Here is a 21,862-nt window from a genome sequence, read left to right as displayed (position 1 = left end):
GAGGGATGACCAGGGCGAAGGGACGGGCCACACGCGGCGGGCTGCGCGGCTGGGGCGGTGTGACGGGCATGGCGGTCGCCTGTGCCGTCACCGCCTCGCTCACCCTGCTGCCGCTGGCGCACGGCGACGGGACGTTCGGCGGGCTGAGCGCGGGCCACGGCGCCGCCCCGGCGGCGCCCGCCAAGTCGGTGGAGGAGTGCGAGGACCCGGAGGCGAGCCTGCCGGCGAAGGACGCGGACGGCCCGAGCATCGAGAAGATCAGGAAGCGCGGCAAGCTGATAGCGGGTGTCGACCAGAACAGCTTCCAGTGGGGCTACCGCAACCCGGAGACCCGCACGCTCGAAGGCTTCGACATCGATCTCGTGCACGCGATCGCGGAGGACATCCTCGGCGACCGCGACGCGGTGATCTTCCGCGCCATCCCCACCAACCAGCGCATCGCCGCACTGGAGAAGGACAAGGTCGACGTCGTCGTCCGCACGATGACGATCAACTGCAAGCGCATCGGGCAGGTGGCGTTCTCCACCGCCTACTTCCAGGCCGGTCAGCAGGTCCTGGCGCCCAAGACGTCCACGATCGACGGCTACAACGAGTCGCTGAAGGGCAAGCGGGTCTGCACGGCCGAGGGTTCGACGGCGTACGACGCGCTGAACGAGAAGTCCTTCGGCGCGGTCTTCCAGGACGAGCACGACGGGACCGGGCAGGACGAGGACCGGCTGACCGTGCCCAACCAGCTGGACTGCCTGGTGCGGCTGCAGCTCGGCGAGGTCGACGCGGTGGTCACGGACAACGCGCTGGCGGCCGGTCAGGCGGCCCAGGACCCGGCGGTGGAGCTCAAGGGCGACAGGCCTTTCACGACGGAGTACTACGGCGTCGCCGCGAAGCTCGGCGCGGACGACCTGGTGGCCAGGGTCAACCATGTGCTGGAGGATTACCGCAGCGGCGGTGCCGGCAGCCCCTGGATGACGTCGTACCGGGCGTGGCTGGCGACCGGGCTGCCCGGGATCACGGGCCCCCCGGCGCCCGAGTACCGGAGCAACTGAGCCTGCCCGGGCCCCCGGGTCCGGCGGAACGAGCGGAGAGGTGAACGATGGGCGTCGCGGGTTCCTTCCCCAGCTTCGCGGGGAGGCCCCCCGGCCCGGTCATGGGCCGGGACGAGGCGGACCGGACGCTGGCACGGCTCGGTGCGGAGCACGAGGCCATCGAGACCTCGCTCCTCGCCCTGGAGGAACACGCCGGCCGACGGCTCCTGGAGGGCGCCACTCTGACCGGTGTCACCAAGGAGCGCTGGGGCTCCGCCAAGCGGTCGATCACGCTGCTCTGGCAGTACTTCGACGCCTACGCCGGGACGCTGGCCTCGGCCCGTGAGATCCGGGCCAGGCGCCGCTACCCCGGCAGGAGCGACCTGGTGGCGCTGACCGACCTGCTGCGCGGCGACGGTGTGACCGTGGCCAACCAGGGCGCGGCGGGCCCGAGCGCCTCGCTCACCGGTCCGGCCCGGCTCTCCGAGCGGTTCACGCTGGAGGAACTGGTCGCCCGGATGAACGACCTGTACGCCCGGTCGCTGGACATGGTCCTCGCCTCCGACTCCGTGTGGTCGGCGCTGCCCGCCCGGATAGACCTGCTGGCCGCCGAGCTGCGCCGCACCGCCTCGCTGGCGCACTCCGTCGGGGTACGGCCGGGGGAGCATCCGGCCGGTGACGACCTGGAGTCGATCGCCGGGGAACTGACCACGCTGCGCGAGCAGGTGATCTCCGATCCGCTGGCGTTCTGGACGCCGGGCGCCGGCAGTACCGCACCGGGCGGGGGGCGGCCCGACACCACACGCTACGACCGCGCGGCCCGCGCCCTGGAGGAGGTGCGCCGGGAGATCGAGGCGGTGCTGGCGGTCCGGCAGGACGCCGAGCAGCGCCTGCTCCAGGTGCGTGACCTGCTGTCGCGTGCGAACCGTACGCTCGCCGAGGCGCGGCTGGCGCGCGGCGAGGTGCTGGCCAAGATCGCCGCCTCCGAGGTGCCCGCGGTCAGCGGACCGCCGACCGTGCTGCAGGAGCGGCTCGCGACGGCTTCGGCCTACCGCAGGCACGCCCAGTGGAACCGGCTGTCACCTCTGCTTGAATCGCTGGAGCGGGAGGCGGAGGACGAACTGCTGCGCGCCCGGGAGTCGCTGACGTCCGTCACCGAGCCGCTCGCGGTCCGTGCGGAGCTGCGCGGCAGGCTGGACGCGTACAGGGCGAAGGTGGTCCGGCACGGTCTGGCGGAGGACCCGCTCCTGATCGAGCGGTACGACGCCGCACGGCGCATGCTGTGGAGCGCCCCGTGCGATCTGCGGGTCGCCGAGCAGGCGGTGCTGCGTTACCAGCGGGCCGCCACGGATCAGCTGACACCACGCGGTCCGGGCGGGCACGACGGACAGGGGGAGACATCATGAGTACGGAGTGCCAGCGCCCCACCTGTGAGGGCGGCTACGAGGACATGGGCGGCGGCGAGCTGTACTGCGACACCTGCGGCCTCGCGCCGGTCGTGTCGCCGACGGGCCTGGTGAGTTCGCCGCCCACCGGCATCGCGGGCGGGAAGAGGGCGGCCGGCGTCCGGGGTGACAGCGCCTCGCAGCGAACAGGTTCGCAGGCGTCCGCGCGCGCGTCGGCCCGCTCCTCGACCTCCCGGCGATCGGTGTCCGGGAGGCTGTCCCGCTCGTTGTCGGGAAGCCCCACGTCCCGCTCCGTCTCGGTGCGCTCCTCGGGCACGTCCACGGGCTCCGCCTCCGGGCGCGGCCGGCTGGGCGCGGGCCTGGTACTCGTCCCCGACGTGCCGCGGCCCGATCCGCACACCGCGGTGATGGAGAAGCCGGAGGTCCCCGAGCGGAAGCGGTTCTGCTCGCGTTCCGACTGCGGCGCGCCGGTGGGCCGGGCCCGCGGCGAACGGCCGGGCCGTACCGAGGGGTTCTGCACCAAGTGCGGCCACCCCTACTCCTTCGTGCCGAAGCTGCGCGGCGGTGACATCGTGCACGGGCAGTACGAGGTGGCCGGCTGCCTGGCACACGGAGGGCTCGGCTGGGTCTATCTGGCGGTGGACAGGGCGGTCTCCGACCGCTGGGTGGTCCTCAAGGGCCTGCTGGACACCGGGGACCAGGACGCCATGGCCGCGGCCATCTCGGAGCGGCGCTTCCTCGCGGAGATCGAGCACTCCAACATCGTCCGCATCTACAACTTCGTGGAGCACCTCGACCAGCGCACGGGTTCGCTCGACGGCTACATAGTGATGGAGTACGTCGGCGGGAAATCGCTCAAGGAGATCGCCAACGAGCTCCGCACACCGGCCGGGAGGCGGGATCCGCTGCCGGTGGAACAGGCCTGCGCCTACGGGATCGAGGCGCTGGAGGCGCTCGGCCACCTGCACAGCCGCAACCTGCTGTACTGCGACTTCAAGGTCGACAACGCGATCCAGACCGAGGACCAGCTCAAGCTCATCGACATGGGCGCGGTGCGCCGGATGGACGACGCCGAGTCGGCCATCTACGGGACCGTCGGCTACCAGGCACCCGAGGTGGCCGAGGCCGGCCCGTCGGTGGCCTCGGACCTCTACACGGTCGCCCGGACGCTCGCGGTGCTGACCTTCGACTTCCAGGGGTACACGAACGTCTTCGTGGACTCGCTGCCCGATCCGGACAACATCGAGGTGTTCCGGAGGTACGAGTCGTTCTACCGGCTGCTCGTGCGGGCCACCGACCCGGACCCGGCACGCCGGTTCTCCTCGGCCGGGGAGATGGCGGAGCAGCTGACGGGTGTGCTGCGGGAGGTGATCGCCCTGCAGACGGGGCGTCCGCGCCCGGCGCTCTCGACCCTGTTCGGCGTCGAGATGCGCGTGACGGACACGGAGTTGTTCGCGCGACTGACCGGAGACGTGTCGCGGCTCGGCGTCCGGACCGACCCGTCCCGCGGCGGGCGCTTCGGAAGACGCCGTGCGACGGCCGCGCGGGCGGTCGCCCTCCCCGCCCCGGCTCCGAGCGCGGCGCCGGCTCCTCCCGTCGCGGCCCCGCAGGCGATGGGCGCCGCCCCGCTGTACGCGCCCGACACACATGTCCGGGGCAGCACCGGAAGCGGGGCCCGGGGTGGCGCCGCGGCCCACGCCCCGTCCCGGGCGCCCGTGCCGGCCCCCCGTCCGGCGGTCCCGGACTCCGGGGCGCTGCCGCCCGTGTTCCCCGGCGCGGGTCCCCGGCTCGCCGAGTTCGACGCGCGGGCGACGTCGCTGGCCCTGCCGGTCCCCCGGGTCGACCCGAACGATCCCAACGCCGGGTTCCTCGCCGGGGTGATGACCTCGGCGCCCGCGGAGCTGATCTCCGCGCTGCACTCCGTGCCCGCCGCCTCGCTCGAGACCCGGCTGCGGGAGCTGCGCGCCCGCCTGGAGATGCGCGAACTCGACGCAGCGGTACGGGCGCTGGCGGCGGTCGAGACGCAGCACCAGGACGACTGGCGCGTCGTCTGGTACCGCGGTGTCACCTCGCTGGTGACCGGTGACCACGTGAACGCCGCGCTGTCCTTCGACGCGGTCTACGACGCCTTCCCCGGCGAGCCCGCGCCGAAGCTCGCGCTGGGGGTGTGCGCGGAGGTGCTGGGTCAGCTGGACAACGCGGCGGAGTACTACCGCCTGGTGTGGGCGACGGATCCCGGTTTCGTCAGCTCGGCGTTCGGCCTGGCCCGGGTACAGATCGCCGCCGGGGACCGGGCGGCGGCGGTGCGCACCCTGGAGTCGGTGCCGGAGTCGTCGATCCACTACACGGCGGCCCGGGTGGCCGCGGTGCGGGCCAGGCTCCGCGGGCGCGCACCGCAGGAGCCGCTGCTCCACGACCTGTCCGCCGCCGCGGACCAGGTGACCGCGCTGCGGGGCTACGGCCTGGACGCGGTGAGACGCGAACGGTTGTCGACCGAGGTACTGGGTACGGCACTTGACTGGGTACTCTCCGGTGGTCCCACGGCTCAGCCGGCGGCTCCGTCCTCCCCCGCGGCCGGGGGGCCGGGGACGGTCCTGGGCAGCGAGCTGGACGAGCGGGGTCTCAGATCCGGTCTCGAACGCTCGTACCGGATGCTCGCCCGGCTCGCGCAGCGGGGCGACGAGAGGATCGAACTGGTGGAGCGGGCCAACCGCCTCCGCCCCCGGACCTGGGTGTGAAGATGTCACAGAGCCACCAGCAGACCTCCTTGCCGGGGTGCCCCAGCTGCGAGGAACCGCTGGAGTCGGGCGACCGATTCTGCGGCGCGTGCGGGTACGACCTCTCGGCCGTGCCCGCGCCTCCCGGCGACCGTCCGACGGTCGCCGTCTCCGTGCCGGCGCAGGGCGTCGGCACGCCGGTCGCCGCCGGGCAGGTGGAGTGGCCGCGCGCCTCCGAGACGGACAGCTCCGATCTGCCGGCGCCCACGCACCGCCCGGCCGACGTGCCGGGCGTGGACTCGGGCGGGAAGCCCCTGCCCCTCGCGGAAGGGCCGGCGGTCCGCTTCGACGGGCCGGACGCCCCGGGGGCCTCCGCCTCCGAGGGCCCGGACGGCTCCTCGGGCGACTTCGAGCTGGCCGCGCCCGATCCCCGGACCGTGGAACACGCCACGGCCGGCGGCTCGGTGGCCGGTGCGAAGGTCTGCGTGGCCTGCCGTTCGGGTCATGTGGACGCCGACGGCTACTGCGAGAACTGCGGCCATGCCCAGCCCCGCGAGCGTGACCACATGGAGAAGGAGCTCGATTCGGTCGCGGCGGTGAGCGACCGGGGTCTGCGCCACCACCGCAACGAGGACGCGTTCGCGGTGTCGTCCACCGCCCTGCCGGACGGCTCCCCCGCCGTCGTCGCCATCGTGTGCGACGGCGTCTCGTCGGCGAGCCGGCCGGACGAGGCGTCGGCTGCCGCGGCGAGCGCGGCCAACGAGTCGTTGCTGGAGTCGCTGCCCCGCGGCACGCATCCGCAGCAGGCCATGCACGAGGCGATCGTGGCGGCGTCCGAGGCCGTGAACTCCCTGGCGCAGGGACCAGGTCAGGCGCTGGAGCACGATCAGCACCGGCATCAGAACGCCCCGGCCTGCACTCTGGTCGGCGCGGTCATGGCGGGCGGTCTGCTGATCGTCGGCTGGGTCGGTGACAGCCGCGTCTACTGGGTCCCCGAGGACCGGTCCCACCCGCCGGCCAGGCTCACGGAGGACGATTCCTGGGCCGCGCAGATGGTGGCGGCCGGTCTGATGAACGAGGCGGAGGCGTACGCCGACGAGCGCGCCCACGCCATCACGGGGTGGCTCGGCGCCGACGCGTACGAACTGGAGCCCCACACCGCGTCGTTCAAACCGGACCGGCCCGGCCTGGTGGTGGTGTGCACCGACGGCCTGTGGAACTACGCGGAGTCGGCGGAGGAGATGGCCGCGGCCGTGCCGTCCGACGCGTACGAACGGCCCCTGCACGGCGCCCAGGTGCTGGTCGGTCACGCGCTCGACGGCGGGGGCCACGACAACGTAACAGTGGCGCTGCTGCCGTTCGCCGTGGCGGCACCGGGGGCAGGATCCGCCTGAGCCGCGGCCCGCGCTCCACCCTGCGCGGCGCCCTGCCCCGACGCCCTGTCCGACGCTTCGTCCCGACGTCCCGTCCCTGCGCGCTTCCCGTCCCGCGACCGGCTTTTCCTGTCCCGCGCGTCCGCGTCCCGGGAACCCGTCCGCACCACTGTCCTCGTCCGACACCTGTGGAGCCTCAAGGAGCCGATCAGATGGCCAACTTCTCCAAGTCCAACGTGCCGCAGTTCTCCGTCGAGGTGTACCAGAACGAGTACCTGCCCGAGGGCGGCCGTGACGTCAACGCGATCGTCACCGTCACCTCCACGGGCGGGGGTACGACCGGCGGTGTACCGCTGGCCGACGGGGCTCGGCGGTCCGCGCGCGTCCCGGGGCAGGCTCCGGACGCCGCCGTGGTGCTCATGGTCGACTGCTCGGGTTCGATGGACTACCCGCCGACGAAGATGCGCAACGCGCGTGAGGCGACGGCCGCGGCCGTCGACACCCTGCGTGACGGCACCCGGTTCGCCGTCGTCGCGGGAACGCACACCGCCAAGGACGTGTACCCGGGCAACGGGCAGCTGGCGACGGCCGGCCCGGCGACCAAGGCCCAGGCGAAGGAGGCCCTCCGGCGGCTCGGCGCGGGCGGCGGCACCGCGATCGGGACCTGGCTGAGGCTGGCCGACCGGCTCCTCGGGGCCGCCGAGGTGGACATCCGGCACGGCATCCTCCTCACGGACGGACGCAACGAGCACGAGTCCCCGGAGGATCTGCGGGCCGCTCTGGATTCCTGTGCGGGCCGGTTCACCTGCGACGCGAGAGGCGTCGGCACGGACTGGGAGGTGAAAGAGGTCACAGCGATCGCCTCGGCGCTGCTCGGCACGGCGGACATCGTGGCCGATCCGGCGGAGCTCGCCGCGGACTTCACGAAGATGATGGAGAACACGATGGGCAAGGAGGTCGCGGACGTCGCGCTGCGGCTCTGGACCCCCGTCGGAGTCCAGATCGTGTTCGTCAAGCAGGTGGCGCCCACGGTCGCCGAACTGACCGGCCGCCGCACCGAGGCGGGACCGCGTGCCGGGGACTATCCGACCGGCTCCTGGGGCGACGAGTCCCGGGACTACCACGTGTGCGTCAGGGTTCCGGAGGCCGGCATCGGCCAGGAGATGCTGGCGGCCCGGGTCTCGCTGATCCTGCCGCCCGCCTCCGCCGACGGTGTTCCGCAGACCCTCTCGCAGGGACTCGTGCGAGCGGTGTGGACGGACGACATGGCCGCGTCCACCTCGATCAACCCCCAGGTGGCGCACTACACAGGACAGGCGGAACTGGCACAAGTCATCCAGCAGGGGCTCGATGCGCGGAAATCGGGCGACTTCGACGGCGCGACGGCGAAACTGGGCCGTGCGGTGCAGCTCGCGTCGGCCTCCGGAAATGCGGATACCGCGAAACTGCTTTCGAAGGTGGTCGACGTCGTCGACGCGGCGACCGGTACTGTGCGACTGAAAGCGAGGGTCGCGGATGCGGACGAGATGACACTCGAAACGCGCTCGACCAAGACGGTTCGCGTCAAGAAGTAGCAGCGCGAAGCACACGAGACAGCCGTACGAAGAGCCTCCCCGGCCCACCGGACGGCGCACCGACGAGCATGGCGGCCTCCGGGCCGGACGAGGAGAGGGGGAAGCGCCGACATGCCGACCTGCCCGAACGGACACCAGTCGGGTTCCGAGGACTGGTGCGAGGTCTGCGGACATCGCATGGCCGGGACGAGCGCGCCCGCGGGCGCGGTCCCGCCGCCGCCTCCCCCGCCGCCCGCACGCGGTTACGGCTACCCGCCGCAGGGCGGTGGACCGACCGCGCAGGCCGAGCTCTGCCCGCAGTGCCGCACCCCGCGTGAGGCGATGGCGCCGTACTGCGAGGAGTGCCGCTGGAACTTCCTCACGAACACGGCGACGTCGTACACCCCGCTGGCCCCGCAGGGCGGAACCGGCGCCCCGCCCGGACTGAATCTTCCGCCCGGTTTCCAGGCGCAGCAGGGACCGCCGCCGCAGCAGCAGCGGGATCCGTTCGAGTACCAGGGCTCCCGGCCCTCCCAGGTGAACCGGCCGGCCGAGCCGCTGTCGCCCGATCAGGCCGGCCGTCCGGGTCCGCCGCCGCCTCCCCCGTCGTTCCAGCAGGGGCCGCCGCCCCCGCCGTCGTTCCAGCAGCAGTCGCCGTCCCCGTTCGAATCGCAGGGGCAGTCGCCGTCCCCGTTCGAACCGGGACAGCTCGGCCGTGGCCCGCAGGGCCCCGGTCAGGGTGGCCCCCCGTCACCGTTCGACCCGCAGGGCCGTCCGGCCGGGCCGGGAGAGCAGGTCCCGGGCCAGCAGGGTCCCCAGGGTGCCGGTGAGCAGGGTCCCGGCCCGGGTGCTCCCGGCCCGGGTGCTCCCGGCCCGGGTACTCCCGGCCCGCAGGGTCCCGGCCGGTCCGGCCCGCCGTCGCCGTTCGAGCCGCAGCGGCAGGGGCCGCCGCCGCCGTCGTTCCAGCAGCAGTCCGCACCGCCCGCGCCCCCACGGCCGCAGGCGCCGGGGACCGGCGGGGGCGACGACTGGATGCTGCCCCCGCCTTCGCGACAGCAGCCGCCGGCCGCCTTCCAGCAGGGTCCCCAGTCGCCCCAGGCGCCGCAGTCGCCCCAGGCGCCCCAGTCTCCGCAGCAGCAGTTCCCCGGCCAGGGCCCCGCCCAGGGCGGACAGGACCAGGGCCCGGGCAGCTGGACCGCCGTGATCGCGCCGGACCGTGACTACTTCCTGGCGATGATGCAGCGCAGCGGCCCCGAGGCGACGGGGCTCAACCTGCCCGCGTACTCCCCGGAACAGCGCCTCGCGCTCACCGGCAACCAGATCACGATCGGCCGCCGCCGTCACAGCACCGGCGAATCCCCCGACATCGATCTCGCGGTGCCCCCGGAGGACCCGGGCGTCTCGCACCAGCACGCCGTGCTGGTGCAGCAGCCGGACGGCACCTGGGCCGTCGTGGACCAGAACTCCACCAACGGCACCACGCTGAACGGCGCCGAGGACCCGATCCAGCCCTACGTCCCCGTTCCGCTCCAGGACGGTGACCAGGTGCATGTCGGGGCCTGGACGACGATCACGGTCCGCCGCGACTGACCGCCGCGGGGCGCTGCGCCCACCCGCACGGGCCGGGGTCCTAGGACCCCGGTCCTCGGCCGGTGCGTCTGCGACGATGGACGGGTGACTGAGATTCCGCGCGACACGCTTCAGGAGCAGACCTTCTACGAGCAGGTCGGCGGCGAGCAGACGTTCCGGCGCCTGGTGCACCGCTTCTACCAGGGCGTCGCCGACGACCCGCTGCTGCGGCCGATGTACCCGGAGGCCGATCTGGGCCCGGCCGAGGAGCGCTTCGCGCTGTTCCTGATGCAGTACTGGGGCGGTCCGCGCACCTACAGCGACCGGCGGGGGCATCCCCGGTTGCGGATGCGGCACGCCCCGTTCCAGGTGGACAGGGCGGCGCACGACGCCTGGCTCGGCCACATGCGGGTGGCCCTCGACGAACTCGGCCTCTCACCCGCGCACGAGCGGCAGTTGTGGGACTACCTCACCTACGCCGCCGCCTCCATGGTCAACACCGCGGACTGAACCCATGTGCGGAATCCGGTACGCCGTGGCCGCATAACGGTCACGATCCCATCAAGGTGCGCCCACAAGCGGTTTCCAGGAGCCCGTGCACTCTGAAAGCATCCGGTACACACCGGGGGGCGTGCGGGGCGTGCGGCTGCTGAGGTTCGGGGGATCAGGTGACGGGGTTCGTCCTTCTACGGGTGCGTGCGCACCGGCTCCTGCTCAGCGCAGCCCTCCTGGCCGTCCTCCTGACCACGTGCGTGCTGTCCGCGCTCACCGCGTTCTCCGGTTCGATGGGCGACGCGGCTCTGCGGCACACGCTCACCCACCGCTCCGCCGAGCGGGCCGCGCTCTTCGTCTCCGCCGACGTGGAACGCGGGGAGCGCGCGGAGGCCGACTCCGCGGTGCGCCGGGCGGCCCGCGACACCTTCGACGGACTGCCGGTGACCGTGCGGAAGCTGGAGAGCTCGGGGCCGTACGCGCTGCCGCGCGAACTGCGGGTGCCTGCCGCGCGGCGCGACCAGCCCGACCTGACGCATCTCGCCTCGCTCGACCGCAGCCGGGTCCGCCTGGTCGCGGGACGCATGCCGGACACGGGGGCCGGGGGCGCCCAGGACCCCGTGCAGGTGGCGTTGCCGCGCACCGCCGCCGAGGCACTGAAGCTGGAGCCGGGTTCCCGCGTCACCCTCACGGACCGGCTGGCGGAGACGCCGCTCCCGGTCGAGATCACCGGTCTCTACGAGCCGTCGGACCTGGACGACCCGTACTGGCGGCTGGACCCGCTCGGCGGGCGCGGTGTCCGCAAGGTCGTCTTCACCACGTACGGCCCGCTGCTGGCCGACCCGGCCGTCCTCGGTTCGGGCCGGGTCGGCGACGGTCCGGTGTCCTGGCTGGCCGCCGCCGACTTCCGTACGGTGACGACGGGCCGTACCGACGCGCTGCACCGGGCGTCGACGGACGGGCCGAAGGAGCTGTCCGCCTCGGCGCTGTTCGGGGACGGGGCCACGGTGCGTACCTCGCTGCCGACCGTCATCGACCAGGTCGGGCGCGCGCTGCTGGTGTCCCGCTCGACGATCATGATCGTCGCCGTGCAGCTGGTCCTGCTCGCCGGGTACGCCCTGCTGCTGGTGGCCAGGCTGCTGAGCAGCGAACGCGACGGTGAGACCGAACTGCTGCGGGCCCGGGGCGGATCCAGGGGGCGGATCGCCGCGCTGGCCGCGGTCGAGGCCCTGCTGCTCGCGGTGCCCGCCGCCGCCGTCGCGCCGCTGCTCGCCGGTCCGCTGACCCGGCTGCTGGCGGACCGGAGCGCGCTCGGCCGGATCGGACTGCGGCTCGACGGCGGGGTGGACGGCACGGTCTGGCTGGTGGCCGGCGGTGTCGCGCTGGCCTGTGCGCTCGCCGTCGTCGCCCCCGCCCTGGCGGCGGGCGCGCGAGAGCGCCGCGGCGCCCGGGCGGCCGCGCTGCCCACCCCGGTGCGGGCGGGCGCCGACATCGGGCTGCTGCTGATCGCCGGTGTGGCGTACTGGCAGCTGGACCGGCAGACCGGGGCGTCCGCCGGCGGTGCGCTCAGCGGCGACCGCGAGGGCGAGCTCGGCATCGATCCGCTCCTGGTCGCCGCACCGGCGCTGGCGCTGCTCGCGGGCACCGTGCTGACCCTGCGTCTGCTCCCCCCGGCCGCCCGGCTCGCCGAGCGTCGCGCGGCGGGCGGCCGGGGGCTGTCCGCGGCCCTGGCCGGCTGGCAGTTCAGCCGCAGGCCGCTGCGCGGCGCGGGCCCGGTGCTGCTGCTCGTCCTGTCGGTCGCGATGGGCATGCTGGCCATCGGCCAGAGTGCGACCTGGGACCGTTCGCAGGGCGACCAGGCGGACTTCAGGTCGGGCGCGTCGGTGCGTGTGGTGGGCACCCTGTCCGGCGATCCGGCGAAGGCGGCGGCGTACACGGGCCTCCCGGGCGTACGGGAGGCGGCACCGGCGTTCCGCACGACGGCCGATCTGTCCGGCGGCCGGACGGCCGAGGTGCTCGCCCTGGACACGGCGCACGCGGACGAGCGGATGCTGATGCGCGAGGACCTCTCCGGTACGTCACCACAGGGGCTGTTCGACGCGATCGCCCCCCGGAGTACGACACGGACCGGGGTCGTCCTGCCCCAGGACAGTGAGCAGGTGCTGTTCGACGTGCGGGTCCGTGACACCTCGGCGTCAGGCGGGAAGTCGCCGTCCGGCTCGACGGGCCTGGTCAGTGTGCTGCTGGAGGACCGTTACGGCATCGGGTACCGGGTCGGGGCGGGGAGCGTCCCCGTCGACGGCCGCACGCACAGCCTGTCCTTTCCCGTGTCGGCGTCGGGTGAACTGGCGGTGACGGGCTTCGAGCTGGACAGCGACGTACCCGAGGGCCGCGCCGAGACGCGTGTGGTCTCGCTGACCGGGCTCAGGGCCGTGACCGCGGGCGGGGACGAGCGGCCGGCCACCGCTGCGGGCGGGGTGCGCTGGCAGGCGAAGGCGACCATGGCGGCGGCCGGGGAGGAGCAGGCCGCGGAGCCACCGGTGGCGGTGACGGGCTCGGGTGCCTCACCGGCCTTCCAGTACGAGACCGGTCACACCGCCGCGGACGACGGCTACTACGGCGACCCGGTCAGCACCCTCCGCGTCACCGCGGCGCGCCCCGCGGCGCCCGCGCTCAAGGCGGTGGCCACCGACGCGTATCTGACGTACGCGGGCGCGAAGCCGGGCCAGGAGGTCGACCTCACGCTGGCGGGCAACACGGTCCGGGTCACCTTGGTGAAGTCCGTGCGGGAGCTGCCGACCACAGGCCCGGGGGCGGTCTCCGGGGCGCCCGAGGGCGCCTCGGAGGACGTGTCCACGAAGCCGGGCGGCGGTCTGCTGCTGGACCTCAGGGCGGTGTCGGAGGTGCTCGCCCACCGGGAGGGGGCCGCCCTCGCGCCCACCGAGTGGTGGTTGAGCACCGCACCCGGCGACGGCGCCGAGGTGGCGGCGGCACTACGGGCGCTGCCCGGCACGGATCCCGCGCAGGTGCGGGTGCGGGACGAGGTGGCGCGGGAACTGGCGGACGATCCGCTGGGGGCCGGTCCGCAGGCCGCGCTGCTGGCCGTCGCCGTGGTGGCGGCGGCACTCGCGGCGGTCGGGTTCGCCGTCGGCCTCGTCGGCTCGCAGCGCGAACGGAGCGCCGAATTCGCGGTGTTGCGGGCGCTGGGCACCCCACGCCGGCGGATGGCCCGGATGACGGCCGCCGAACAGGGTGTGCTGATCACCCTGGCCCTGCTGATCGGTCTCGCCCTCGGGGCGGCGCTCACCCGGGCCGTCGTACCGCTCGTCGTGCTGACCGGGCAGGCCGCCCGGCCCGTACCGGACGTGCTGGTGCTGCTGCCTGCCGGCCAGGTCGCGGTCCTGCTCGCCTCGGTCGCCGCACTGCCGCTGTTGATCGTCGCGGCGCTCACACTGCGCCGCGCCGATCCTGCGGTGTCGCTGCGCCACCAGGGGGACAACTGACATGAACGCCGCCAAGATCCCGGCTGCCTGCGCCCCTTGGGTGCGTACGCGGCTGCGCACCGCACCCGGCATCTCCGCCGCCCTGGCCGTCCTGGTGTTCCTGACCGCCTTCCTCGCCGCCGCCTTCCCGCGCTCCGTGGACGCGTACGAGACGCAGGCGCTGCGCCATGACGTCACGACCGCGTCCCCGGGACAGAGCGTGCTCGAGGTGACGACACTTCCGCCCCCGCTCGGCCAGGCACCCTCGGTGCGTGAGGCCGCGATGCGGGAGAAGGCCCTGGCCTCGGCCCACGGTGCGCTGATCGGGGCGCTGCCCGACCCGGTACGCGCGGACGTGCCCGCCTCCTCGTACGGGGTGCACACCACGAAGCCTCTCGTCGCGGACGAGCCGTGGCTGCCCCGCCCCGACGCGCTGCCGCCGCAGCTCACCTACGCCGCCCCCTCGGCACTGCCCGACCACAGCACCCTGCGGTCGGGGCGCTGGCCCGAGGCGCGGGGCACGGTGACGCTGGACACCCGGGAGGTGGAGGCAGCCGTCACCGAGGAGACGGCGGCGGAGCTGAAGATGAAGCCGGGCTCCACCGTCACGGTGCCGACCCAGAAAGGCACGTCGCTCACCGTACGGGTCACCGGCGTCGTCGCCCCCTCGCGGCCCGGGAGCGGCTACTGGGCGGTCGACCCGCTGTTGCGAGCCCCGTCCCTGATCAGGGACCCGGGGTCCCCGGCGCCCGTCTTCTACTGGCGGGCCACGCTGCTGCTGGCCCAGGACACGGGGCCGGCCCTGCTCGCCACCACCGGTGAGCCGGAGATGTACTGGCGGCTCGCCCCGGACGCCTCTGGGCTGACCGCGGCCGACGTGCCCGCGCTGGAGACCGGGATCGCGGCCGTGGAGAACGGTCCCGGCCTGCTGGAACTGCGCGACATCGCCGGGCCGAACACCACGCTCACCACCGGCCTCGACGCGATCCTCGGCGCCTACTCCTCGATGCGCACCGCGATCGGGCCCGTCGTGATGGTCGCCGCCGTGGGCATCGGGGCGGTGGCCGCCGTCGTCCTGCTGATGACGGGCGGTCTGATCGGTGCCCGCCGCCACCATGAACTCGCCCTGCTGCGCTCCCGTGGCGGGTCCCTGCGCGGCATCGGCGGTCGGCTGCTGGCCGAGACGGCGGTGTCGGTGGTGCCGGCTGCGGCGCTCGGTCTGGCGGCGGCCGTCCTGCTCGTCCACGAGGCGCGGTTCCTGCCGGCGCTGGTGGGCGCAGCGCTGGTCGCGGCCCTCTGCGTGGTGCTGCCGCTGCGCACGGCCCTGCACCACCGCAGGCCGATGCTGCACGGCGCCCGCGACGACGTGATGAGCGCCAGGCCCTCCCGGCGCCGTACCGTGGCCGAACTGACCGTGCTCGTCCTGGCGGTCGGCGCCGTCGCGGCCCTGCGCCGCCGCGGTACGTCGACGGGCTCGGAAGGCGATCTGCTGGTCAGTTCCGCGCCTGTCCTGGTGGGGCTGATCGCCGCGCTCGTCCTCGTGCGGCTCTACCCGCTGCCGCTGCGGCTGGCGGCGCGTCCCGTGGCGCGGTTGCGCGGAGCGGTCGGTTTCCTGTCGCTGGCCCGCGCGGGCCGGGCGTCGTCGAGCGGCACGCTCCCCCTGCTCGCCCTGCTGATCGCGCTCACCACGGCGGCGTTCGGCGGTTCGGTGCTCGCGGGGGTCGCGGACGCACGGGACGAGGCGTCGCTGCGGGCGGTCGGTGCGGAAGCCAGGATCAGCGGTGAGGGCGGGCCGGCCCCGGTCTCCGGCGGCCTCCTCCGGCAGGTGCGGGAGACGGAGGGGGTCACGGACGTCGCACCCGTACGCATCGAGTACGGGACACCGTTGGCGGCTTCCTCGGCCGTCAGGTCGGACACGGAGCGCGTCACGCTGGTGGGTGTCGAGCCGGAGTCGTACGCGCGCCTGGCCCTCGGCACCGGGCTGCCGGCCTTTCCGACGTCCGCGCTCGGGGACGGGCCGGGGAAGGCGCTCCCCGCGGTCGTCTCGCCCGGGGTCGCGCGGCTGCTCGGCGACCGGCCGCACACCGTCCGGTCCGAGGCGGGGGACATCACGGTGCGGGTCGCCGGGGTGCTCCCCCGCACCTCCGCGGTGACCGACTCCGAGTTCGTGGTCGTCGACGCGAAGAGGCTGGCACGGCCGGGCGCGACGACGCTGCTGGTCACCGGTTCCTCGCTCGACGGGCAGCGGTTGCGGGCCGCCGCGCGGGAGGCCGGACCGGAGTTCGCGGTGCGGCTGCGGTCGGCGGAGCGCGACAGGTTCACGGACACCCCGATGCAGTCGGGCGCGGAACGGATCTACGGGGCGGCGGTCGTGGCGGGCGCGGGTTACGCGCTGCTCGCTGTGCTCCTCTCCCTGCTGCAGACCGCGCCGGAGCGCACCACGCTCCTGGCCCGGCTGCGCACCATGGGGCTCACCACCCGGCAGGGCCGACGCCTCCTCGCGTCCGAGGCGATGCCCCAGGCGCTGCTGGCGGCGTCCGGCGGGCTCGTCGTCGGCTGGGCGACCATCGCCCTGCTCGCACCGGGTATCGATCTGGGGGCACTGGCACTGGCCGACGGTGACCCGTCGGCGGGGCACACCGCTTCGCTGCGGGCCGACCTCACGTCGCTCGCACTTCCGGCGGTCGGGGTGGTCGTCCTCGCCGCCGCCGTCGCCGGCGTCCAGGCGTGGTGGGCGAGCCGCCGTGGCTCGATCAAGGAACTCAGGGCAGGAGACACCCGGTGACATCGTCGACAGAGACCACGCTGGCGGAACTCGAGGAGCGGGCCGCCGCGCGCCGCGACCGGCCTTCGTACGGGCACGACGCCCTGATCGCGTGCGACCGGCTGGTCCGCGTCTTCTCCGCGGACGGTGTGGAGGTGCAGGCGCTCCAGGGACTCGATCTCCTGGTCACCGAGGGCGAGTTGATGGCCCTGGTGGGGGCCTCGGGCAGCGGGAAGTCGACGCTGATGAACATCCTGGCGGGTCTGGACGTCCCGACGGCGGGGTCGGCGAAGGTGGCGGGCTGCGATCTGCTGGCGATGGGACCGAAGGAGCGGCTGCGGTACCGTCGGGACGTCGTCGGTTTCGTCTGGCAGCAGACCTCCCGCAACCTGCTGTCGTACCTGACCGCAGTCCAGAACATCACGCTCCCCATGCAGCTGCGCGGCGGTGGCCGGAACCGCGAACGGGCCGCGCGGGCCGAGTCGTTGCTGACGATGCTGGACGTCGCGGACTGCCGTGACCGCCGCCCCGCCCAGATGTCCGGCGGCCAGCAGCAAAGGGTGGCGATCGCGGTGGCCCTCGCCAACAACCCGTCGGTGCTGCTCGCCGACGAACCGACCGGTGAGCTGGACTCCGCGACCGGCGAGCAGGTGTTCGCAGCGTTCCGCCGGGCCAACGAGGAGCTCGGGACCACGATCGTGATCGTCACGCACGACCAGGCTGTGGCGGGCGAGGTGCGCCGTACGGTCGCGATCCGCGACGGCCGCACGTCCTCCGAGGTCCTCCGGCGTACCGAGGTGGACGCGGCGACGGGGCAGGAGTCCCAGGTGGCGCGGGAGTACGCGATGCTCGACCGGGCAGGCAGGCTCCAGCTGCCCGCGGACTACACGGAGGCCCTGGGGATGGAGCACCGGGTGATGCTGGAGCTGGAGCAGGACCACATCGGGGTGTGGCCGGACGCGCCGAAGGAGTAGGGCGGGCCACGGAGGACCACGGCCGGTCCCGGCCAGGGGGCGCCGTTCCTCAGACGGTCCCGACCGTCACGGCGAGCGTGCCGAGGCCGCCGCCCGTGCCCCGCAGGGCGATCGAACCGAACGGCGTGCGCAGCCGCAGCCAGGAACCGGCCGTGAGCAGTGCGACGGGGAAGTCGGGCGCCGGGCGCAGGAAGCCGAGGGACTGGGCGGCGTGCACCGCGCGGAGCGGCAGTTCCGTGTCCCCGACCGTCCGGGACCAGATGTCGCGGCCGATCAGGTCGCGTTCCGCCCGGGTACGCCGTTCCTCGGGCAACGCCGCGTCGCGGGAGCGGAATTCGGCGACGGCGTCGGCGAGCCGGGTGCGGAGGTCGACGGGCCCGGGCAGCCCGGGACGTTCCTGCCAGCCTCCGCGCGGCGGCAGCATGCCCGCCCACGGCGGCCCGGTGACGGGGGACGGCAACGCGCTCACGCCGGCCTCGCCGTCGGTCCCGTCCGTGTCCAGTGATTCGAGGAGTTCACCGGCCGAGACCGTGACGTCGAACTCGTGGGCCGCTGACAGCCGGGCCGTCCGGATCGCGAGGACCTCGAACGACGGCGGCCTGCCGAAGACGGCCAGTGCGCCGCCGCCCGCCTGGAGACGGACGGCGGCGGCCCGGTCGTAGTGCAGCAGCCGGCGGAGGAAGGCGGCGAGATCCGCCGCCTCCCTCACGTCGGCGAACCGCGGGGACCGTACGGGCACTGTCATGCGACGGCGGGCTCCTGGTCGAGGTACTCCTGCAGGAAGAGCTTCTCCTCGGCCGTGATCCGCCGGGGCCGCCCCTCGGCCAGGTCGTAGGGCACGACGACCGTCGACGCCCGTACGTAGACCTGCTCGGGGTCCTTCACCTCGTAGGCGATGGTGAGCGAGGCGGCGGTCATCTTCGTGACCCAGGACTCGATGGTCACCGGCGCGTGCCGGTGGACCAGCGGCCGCACGTAGTCGATCTCGTGCCGGGCCACGACGGAGCCGCCCGAGAAGGACGGCGAACCGTCCCCCGGCGCCAGCCGGAACATGAAGTCGATGCGCGCCTCCTCCAGGTAGCGGAGGAAGACCACGTTGTTCACGTGGCCGAAGGCATCCATGTCCGACCAGCGGAGCGGGCAGCTGTAGATGTGACGGGCCAAGTCGATCAGCCTCGCGTGAGCTTCTTGTAGGTGGCACGGTGCGGGCGGGCCGCGTCCGCACCGAGGCGCTCGACCTTGTTCTTCTCGTACGACTCGAAGTTGCCCTCGAACCAGTACCACTTGGAGTCGCCCTCGTACGCCAGGATGTGCGTGGCGACGCGGTCCAGGAACCAGCGGTCGTGGGAGATGACCACAGCTGCTCCGGGGAACTCCAGCAGCGCGTTCTCGAGCGAGGACAGGGTCTCGACGTCGAGGTCGTTGGTGGGCTCGTCGAGGAGCAGCAGGTTGCCGCCCTCCTTGAGCGTCAGCGCGAGGTTCAGGCGGTTGCGCTCACCACCGGAGAGGACACCGGCCGGCTTCTGCTGGTCCGGGCCCTTGAAGCCGAACGCGGAGACGTACGCCCGCGAGGGCATCTCGACCTGGCCGACGTTGATGTAGTCCAGCTCGTCCGACACGACGGCCCAGAGGGTCTTCTTGGGGTCGATGTTGGCGCGGGACTGGTCGACGTAGGAGATCTTGACCGTGTCGCCGACCTTGATGGCGCCGGAGTCGGGGGTCTCCAGGCCCTGGATCATCTTGAACAGCGTGGTCTTGCCCGCGCCGTTCGGACCGATGACGCCGACGATGCCGTTGCGCGGCAGCGTGAACGACAGGTCGTCGATGAGGACCTTGTCGCCGAAGGCCTTCGAGAGGTTCTCGACCTCGACGACGATGGAACCGAGCCGCGGGCCCGGCGGGATCTGGATCTCCTCGAAGTCCAGCTTCCGCATCTTGTCCGCCTCGGCCGCCATCTCCTCGTAACGGGCGAGACGTGCCTTGGACTTGGTCTGCCGGCCCTTGGCGTTGGAGCGGACCCACTCCAGCTCTTCCTTGAGCCTCTTGGCGCGCTTCTCGTCCTTGCGGCCCTCGACCTTGAGGCGGGTGGCCTTCTTGTCGAGGTACGTGGAGTAGTTGCCCTCGTAGGGCAGGGCGCGGCCCCGGTCGAGCTCGAGGATCCACTCGGCGACGTTGTTCAGGAAGTACCGGTCGTGCGTGACGGCGACGACGGCGCCCGCGTACTTCGAGAGGTGCTGCTCCAGCCAGTTCACCGACTCGGCGTCGAGGTGGTTGGTGGGCTCGTCGAGGAGGAGGAGGTCCGGGGCCTCGATGAGCAGCTTGCAGAGCGCCACACGGCGCTTCTCGCCGCCGGAGAGGTTGTTGACGGGCCAGTCGCCGGGCGGGCAGCCCAGGGCGTCCATGGCCTGCTCCAGCTGGGCGTCGAGGTCCCAGGCGTTGGCGTGGTCCAGGTCCTCCTGGAGCTTGCCCATCTCGTCCATGAGCGCGTCGGAGTAGTCGGTCGCCATCAGCTCGGCGACCTCGTTGAAGCGCTTGAGCTTGCCCATGGTCTCGGCGGCGCCGTCCTGGACGTTCTCGAGGACGGTCTTCGACTCGTCGAGCTTCGGCTCCTGCATGAGGATGCCGACGCTGAAGCCGGGCGAGATGAAGGCGTCACCGTTGGACGGCTGCTCCAGGCCCGCCATGATCTTCAGCACCGTGGACTTACCGGCGCCGTTGGGGCCCACGACACCGATCTTCGCGCCGGGCAGGAAGTTCAGGTTGACGTCATCGAGAATCACCTTGTCGCCGTGCGCTTTGCGCGTCTTGCGCATGGTGTAGATGTACTCAGCCAAGAGAAACCGTCCGGCAGCAATAGAGGTGTGGGCAGATACACCCATCTTGCCTGACGTCCGTGCCCGGAAGGAAACCAGTCCGGTCCCCGGAACGGGCCCGGCCCCTGCGGGCGGTCCGGCCGGAGGGGCCCGGGGAGCACGAAGGGCCTGGTACGGAGGTCCGTACCAGGCCCTTCACCGGCGCATTCCCGCTGCGCCTGTGTTCAGTCACTCACCGCTGGTCTGCGGCTTCTTACGGCGAAGCATGAAGACCGCGCCGCCGCCGAGGACGACGAGGGCGATGGCGACACCCGCGATGACGGGGGTGGCGCTGGAACCGCCGGTCGCGGCGAGGTCACCCTCGGTGCCCGGGGTGCTCGCGGCGGGCGCGGGCGTGGGCTCGGAACCGGTCTGGGTCGTGGTGTCGTCACCGGGGGCGGGGGTGCCCGCGGTCTCGCAGTCCAGGACGCCCTTGAAGTTCTTGCTGAAGCCGCCGGGGCCGGTGATCGTGAAGTCGTAGGCCTCGTCCTCGCCGACCGGGATCGTCACCGTGCGGGTCTCACCGGCCGGGATGGTGTGCTCGGTGCCGGCGAGCTCGAAGGTGAACGCCTCGTCACCCGTGTTGCTCGCGGTGATGTCGACGCCGCCCTTGGCGCAGTTCTTCTGCGCGGTGACCGCCGGGACGGCACCCTTCTCGGCCCAGGTGGCGGTCGCCGTCGCGGAGACGGTCGACTCACTGGAGCCGGCGAGGATCATCGTCTGGCTCTTGATCAGCCCGGCGAAGACCCGGCCCACGGGCACGGAGGTGGTGGCCTGGACGGTCAGCGCGGCGGAGCCGTCGGTGGCGTCCTCGGGGACGGAGAAGTAGAGGTCGGAGCCGTCGGCGGCCTCGGTGACGGACTTGCCGGCCTTGTCGGTGACCTGGATCCCGCTGGCGGCGGCGTCGGCGGGCGGTGCCACCGAGACCTGGCCGGCGTCGGTGTGGACGGTGATCGGACCCAGCTTCTCACCGGCCTTGCCGGAGACCGCGGCCGGAGACAGCCCCACGGACGCCTTGGGCTCCGCGACGTTCTTCGCGTTCGCCTCCAGCCAGTCGGCGAGCTTCTCGGCGTTCTCGTCCTTGGCCGTCACGTCGGCCTTGTCCGAGAAGCGCCAGATGGCGACCTGGGTGCCGGCGGCGGCGGTCTTCGCGTCGAGCTGGCCGGTACCGGCCGTCTTGGCGAGCGCCGCGAAGTCGTTGACCTGCGGGTAGGAGTGCTGCAGGATCCAGCGCACCTTGCCGGCGTCGTCGTTGGCACCGAGCGAGGACTGGTCCCAGGGGGTCTCCAGGTACTTCGCGCCGTCCTTGGTGGGCGTGTGGAAGTCGATGCAGTACGTCTGGATCGTGCCGCCGCCGTCGACCTTCATCTCGAACAGGCCGGCGGGCAGCTCCTGGGGCTCGTTGCCCTTGCCGGTGTCGAGCTGGGCGGTGCCGTAGGTCTTCAGACCGTCCAGTACGGCGACCGCACCACCCTGGTGCTGACCCGTCTCGTCCGTCGGCGCGGCCGAGGCGGCCGTCGCTCCGACGATCGTTCCCGCAGCGACCAGACCGGTGGCCAGCATCGCGGCGGCCGACCTGACGAGACCGCGGCCCTTGCTCCGGCCCCCTGGGGAGCCCTCCGTCGCCGCCGTGGACGACGAAGCGAACGCTGAAGACA

14 protein-coding genes are annotated in these 21,862 nt (G+C 73.2%); 10 read left to right on the top strand and 4 right to left on the bottom strand.

Annotated elements, in window-relative coordinates; genetic code table 11:
- Positions 1–5: 5 nt before the first annotated feature.
- From LWJ43_RS22025 to LWJ43_RS21980, 10 genes are all read left to right on the top strand, one after another.
- Positions 6–1,043 carry a glutamate ABC transporter substrate-binding protein gene (locus LWJ43_RS22025; protein WP_277333944.1) on the top strand — a complete coding sequence of 346 codons (1,038 nt, stop codon included), beginning with the start codon at positions 6–8 and terminating at the stop codon, positions 1,041–1,043.
- 47 nt (positions 1,044–1,090) lie between these two features.
- Entirely contained in the window at positions 1,091–2,428 is a 1,338-nt protein-coding gene (locus LWJ43_RS22020) for a coiled-coil domain-containing protein (protein ID WP_277333943.1), read from the top strand.
- Positions 2,425–5,166 (top strand): serine/threonine-protein kinase, encoded by a 2,742-nt coding sequence (locus LWJ43_RS22015; protein WP_277333942.1) that lies wholly within the window; start codon positions 2,425–2,427, stop codon positions 5,164–5,166. The genes LWJ43_RS22020 and LWJ43_RS22015 overlap by 4 nt, the downstream gene beginning before the upstream one ends.
- Before the next feature lie 2 nt (positions 5,167–5,168).
- Positions 5,169–6,539, top strand: coding sequence for a PP2C family serine/threonine-protein phosphatase (locus LWJ43_RS22010; RefSeq protein ID WP_277333941.1), 1,371 nt, complete (start codon positions 5,169–5,171; stop codon positions 6,537–6,539).
- A 191-nt stretch (positions 6,540–6,730) separates the two neighbouring features.
- Positions 6,731–8,092 (top strand): vWA domain-containing protein, encoded by a 1,362-nt coding sequence (locus LWJ43_RS22005; RefSeq protein WP_277333940.1) that lies wholly within the window; start codon positions 6,731–6,733, stop codon positions 8,090–8,092.
- Positions 8,093–8,203: 111 nt separating this feature from the next.
- Positions 8,204–9,661, top strand: coding sequence for an FHA domain-containing protein (locus LWJ43_RS22000; RefSeq protein ID WP_277333939.1), 1,458 nt, complete (start codon positions 8,204–8,206; stop codon positions 9,659–9,661).
- Positions 9,662–9,745: 84 nt separating this feature from the next.
- Entirely contained in the window at positions 9,746–10,150 is a 405-nt protein-coding gene (locus LWJ43_RS21995) for a globin (protein ID WP_277333938.1), read from the top strand.
- Positions 10,151–10,308: 158 nt separating this feature from the next.
- A complete protein-coding gene (locus tag LWJ43_RS21990; protein ID WP_277333937.1) occupies positions 10,309–13,635 on the top strand; it encodes an FtsX-like permease family protein in 3,327 nt (1,108 codons plus the stop codon).
- Position 13,636: 1 nt separating this feature from the next.
- Positions 13,637–16,399 (top strand): FtsX-like permease family protein, encoded by a 2,763-nt coding sequence (locus LWJ43_RS21985; RefSeq protein WP_277333936.1) that lies wholly within the window; start codon positions 13,637–13,639, stop codon positions 16,397–16,399.
- A complete protein-coding gene (locus LWJ43_RS21980) occupies positions 16,396–17,352 on the top strand; it encodes an ABC transporter ATP-binding protein (RefSeq protein WP_277333935.1) in 957 nt (318 codons plus the stop codon). The genes LWJ43_RS21985 and LWJ43_RS21980 overlap by 4 nt, the downstream gene beginning before the upstream one ends.
- A 49-nt stretch (positions 17,353–17,401) precedes the next feature.
- On the opposite strand, the gene LWJ43_RS21975 is transcribed toward LWJ43_RS21980, so the two are convergent.
- The 4 genes from LWJ43_RS21975 to LWJ43_RS21960 form a co-directional block, all read right to left on the bottom strand.
- The gene (locus LWJ43_RS21975; protein WP_277333934.1) at positions 17,402–18,097 is read right to left on the bottom strand and encodes a hypothetical protein; all 696 of its coding nucleotides are present in this window, start codon (positions 18,095–18,097) and stop codon (positions 17,402–17,404) included.
- Positions 18,094–18,516: an acyl-CoA thioesterase gene (locus LWJ43_RS21970; protein WP_277333933.1), complete on the bottom strand. Its 423-nt coding sequence runs from the start codon at positions 18,514–18,516 to the stop codon at positions 18,094–18,096. Before LWJ43_RS21970 ends, LWJ43_RS21975 begins: the two co-directional genes overlap by 4 nt.
- Positions 18,517–18,521: 5 nt before the next feature.
- Positions 18,522–20,186 (bottom strand): energy-dependent translational throttle protein EttA, encoded by a 1,665-nt coding sequence (ettA, locus tag LWJ43_RS21965; RefSeq protein WP_277333932.1) that lies wholly within the window; start codon positions 20,184–20,186, stop codon positions 18,522–18,524.
- Positions 20,187–20,393: 207 nt separating this feature from the next.
- Positions 20,394–21,767, bottom strand: a complete 1,374-nt coding sequence (locus LWJ43_RS21960; protein ID WP_277335961.1) for a Cys-Gln thioester bond-forming surface protein — start codon at positions 21,765–21,767, stop codon at positions 20,394–20,396.
- Positions 21,768–21,862 lie beyond the last annotated feature (95 nt).

The sequence above is a fragment of the Streptomyces sp. JH34 genome (assembly GCF_029428875.1).
In the GTDB taxonomy this organism is placed as follows: Bacteria; Actinomycetota; Actinomycetes; order Streptomycetales; family Streptomycetaceae; genus Streptomyces.
Note: the sequence above shows the minus strand (reverse complement) of the source record. Positions and strands in the feature narration are given on the sequence as shown.

Excerpts from the sequence above, each read along its gene's own strand:
- LWJ43_RS22025 (WP_277333944.1), top strand. The coding sequence starts at position 6 with ATGACCAGGGCGAAGGGACGGGCCACACGCGGCGGGCTGCGCGGCTGG.
- LWJ43_RS22020 (WP_277333943.1), top strand. The coding sequence starts at position 1,091 with ATGGGCGTCGCGGGTTCCTTCCCCAGCTTCGCGGGGAGGCCCCCCGGC.
- LWJ43_RS22015 (WP_277333942.1), top strand. The coding sequence starts at position 2,425 with ATGAGTACGGAGTGCCAGCGCCCCACCTGTGAGGGCGGCTACGAGGAC.
- LWJ43_RS22010 (WP_277333941.1), top strand. The coding sequence starts at position 5,169 with ATGTCACAGAGCCACCAGCAGACCTCCTTGCCGGGGTGCCCCAGCTGC.
- LWJ43_RS22005 (WP_277333940.1), top strand. The coding sequence starts at position 6,731 with ATGGCCAACTTCTCCAAGTCCAACGTGCCGCAGTTCTCCGTCGAGGTG.
- LWJ43_RS22000 (WP_277333939.1), top strand. The coding sequence starts at position 8,204 with ATGCCGACCTGCCCGAACGGACACCAGTCGGGTTCCGAGGACTGGTGC.
- LWJ43_RS21985 (WP_277333936.1), top strand. The coding sequence starts at position 13,637 with ATGAACGCCGCCAAGATCCCGGCTGCCTGCGCCCCTTGGGTGCGTACG.
- LWJ43_RS21975 (WP_277333934.1), bottom strand. The coding sequence starts at position 18,097 with ATGACAGTGCCCGTACGGTCCCCGCGGTTCGCCGACGTGAGGGAGGCG.
- LWJ43_RS21960 (WP_277335961.1), bottom strand. The coding sequence starts at position 21,767 with ATGCTGGCCACCGGTCTGGTCGCTGCGGGAACGATCGTCGGAGCGACG.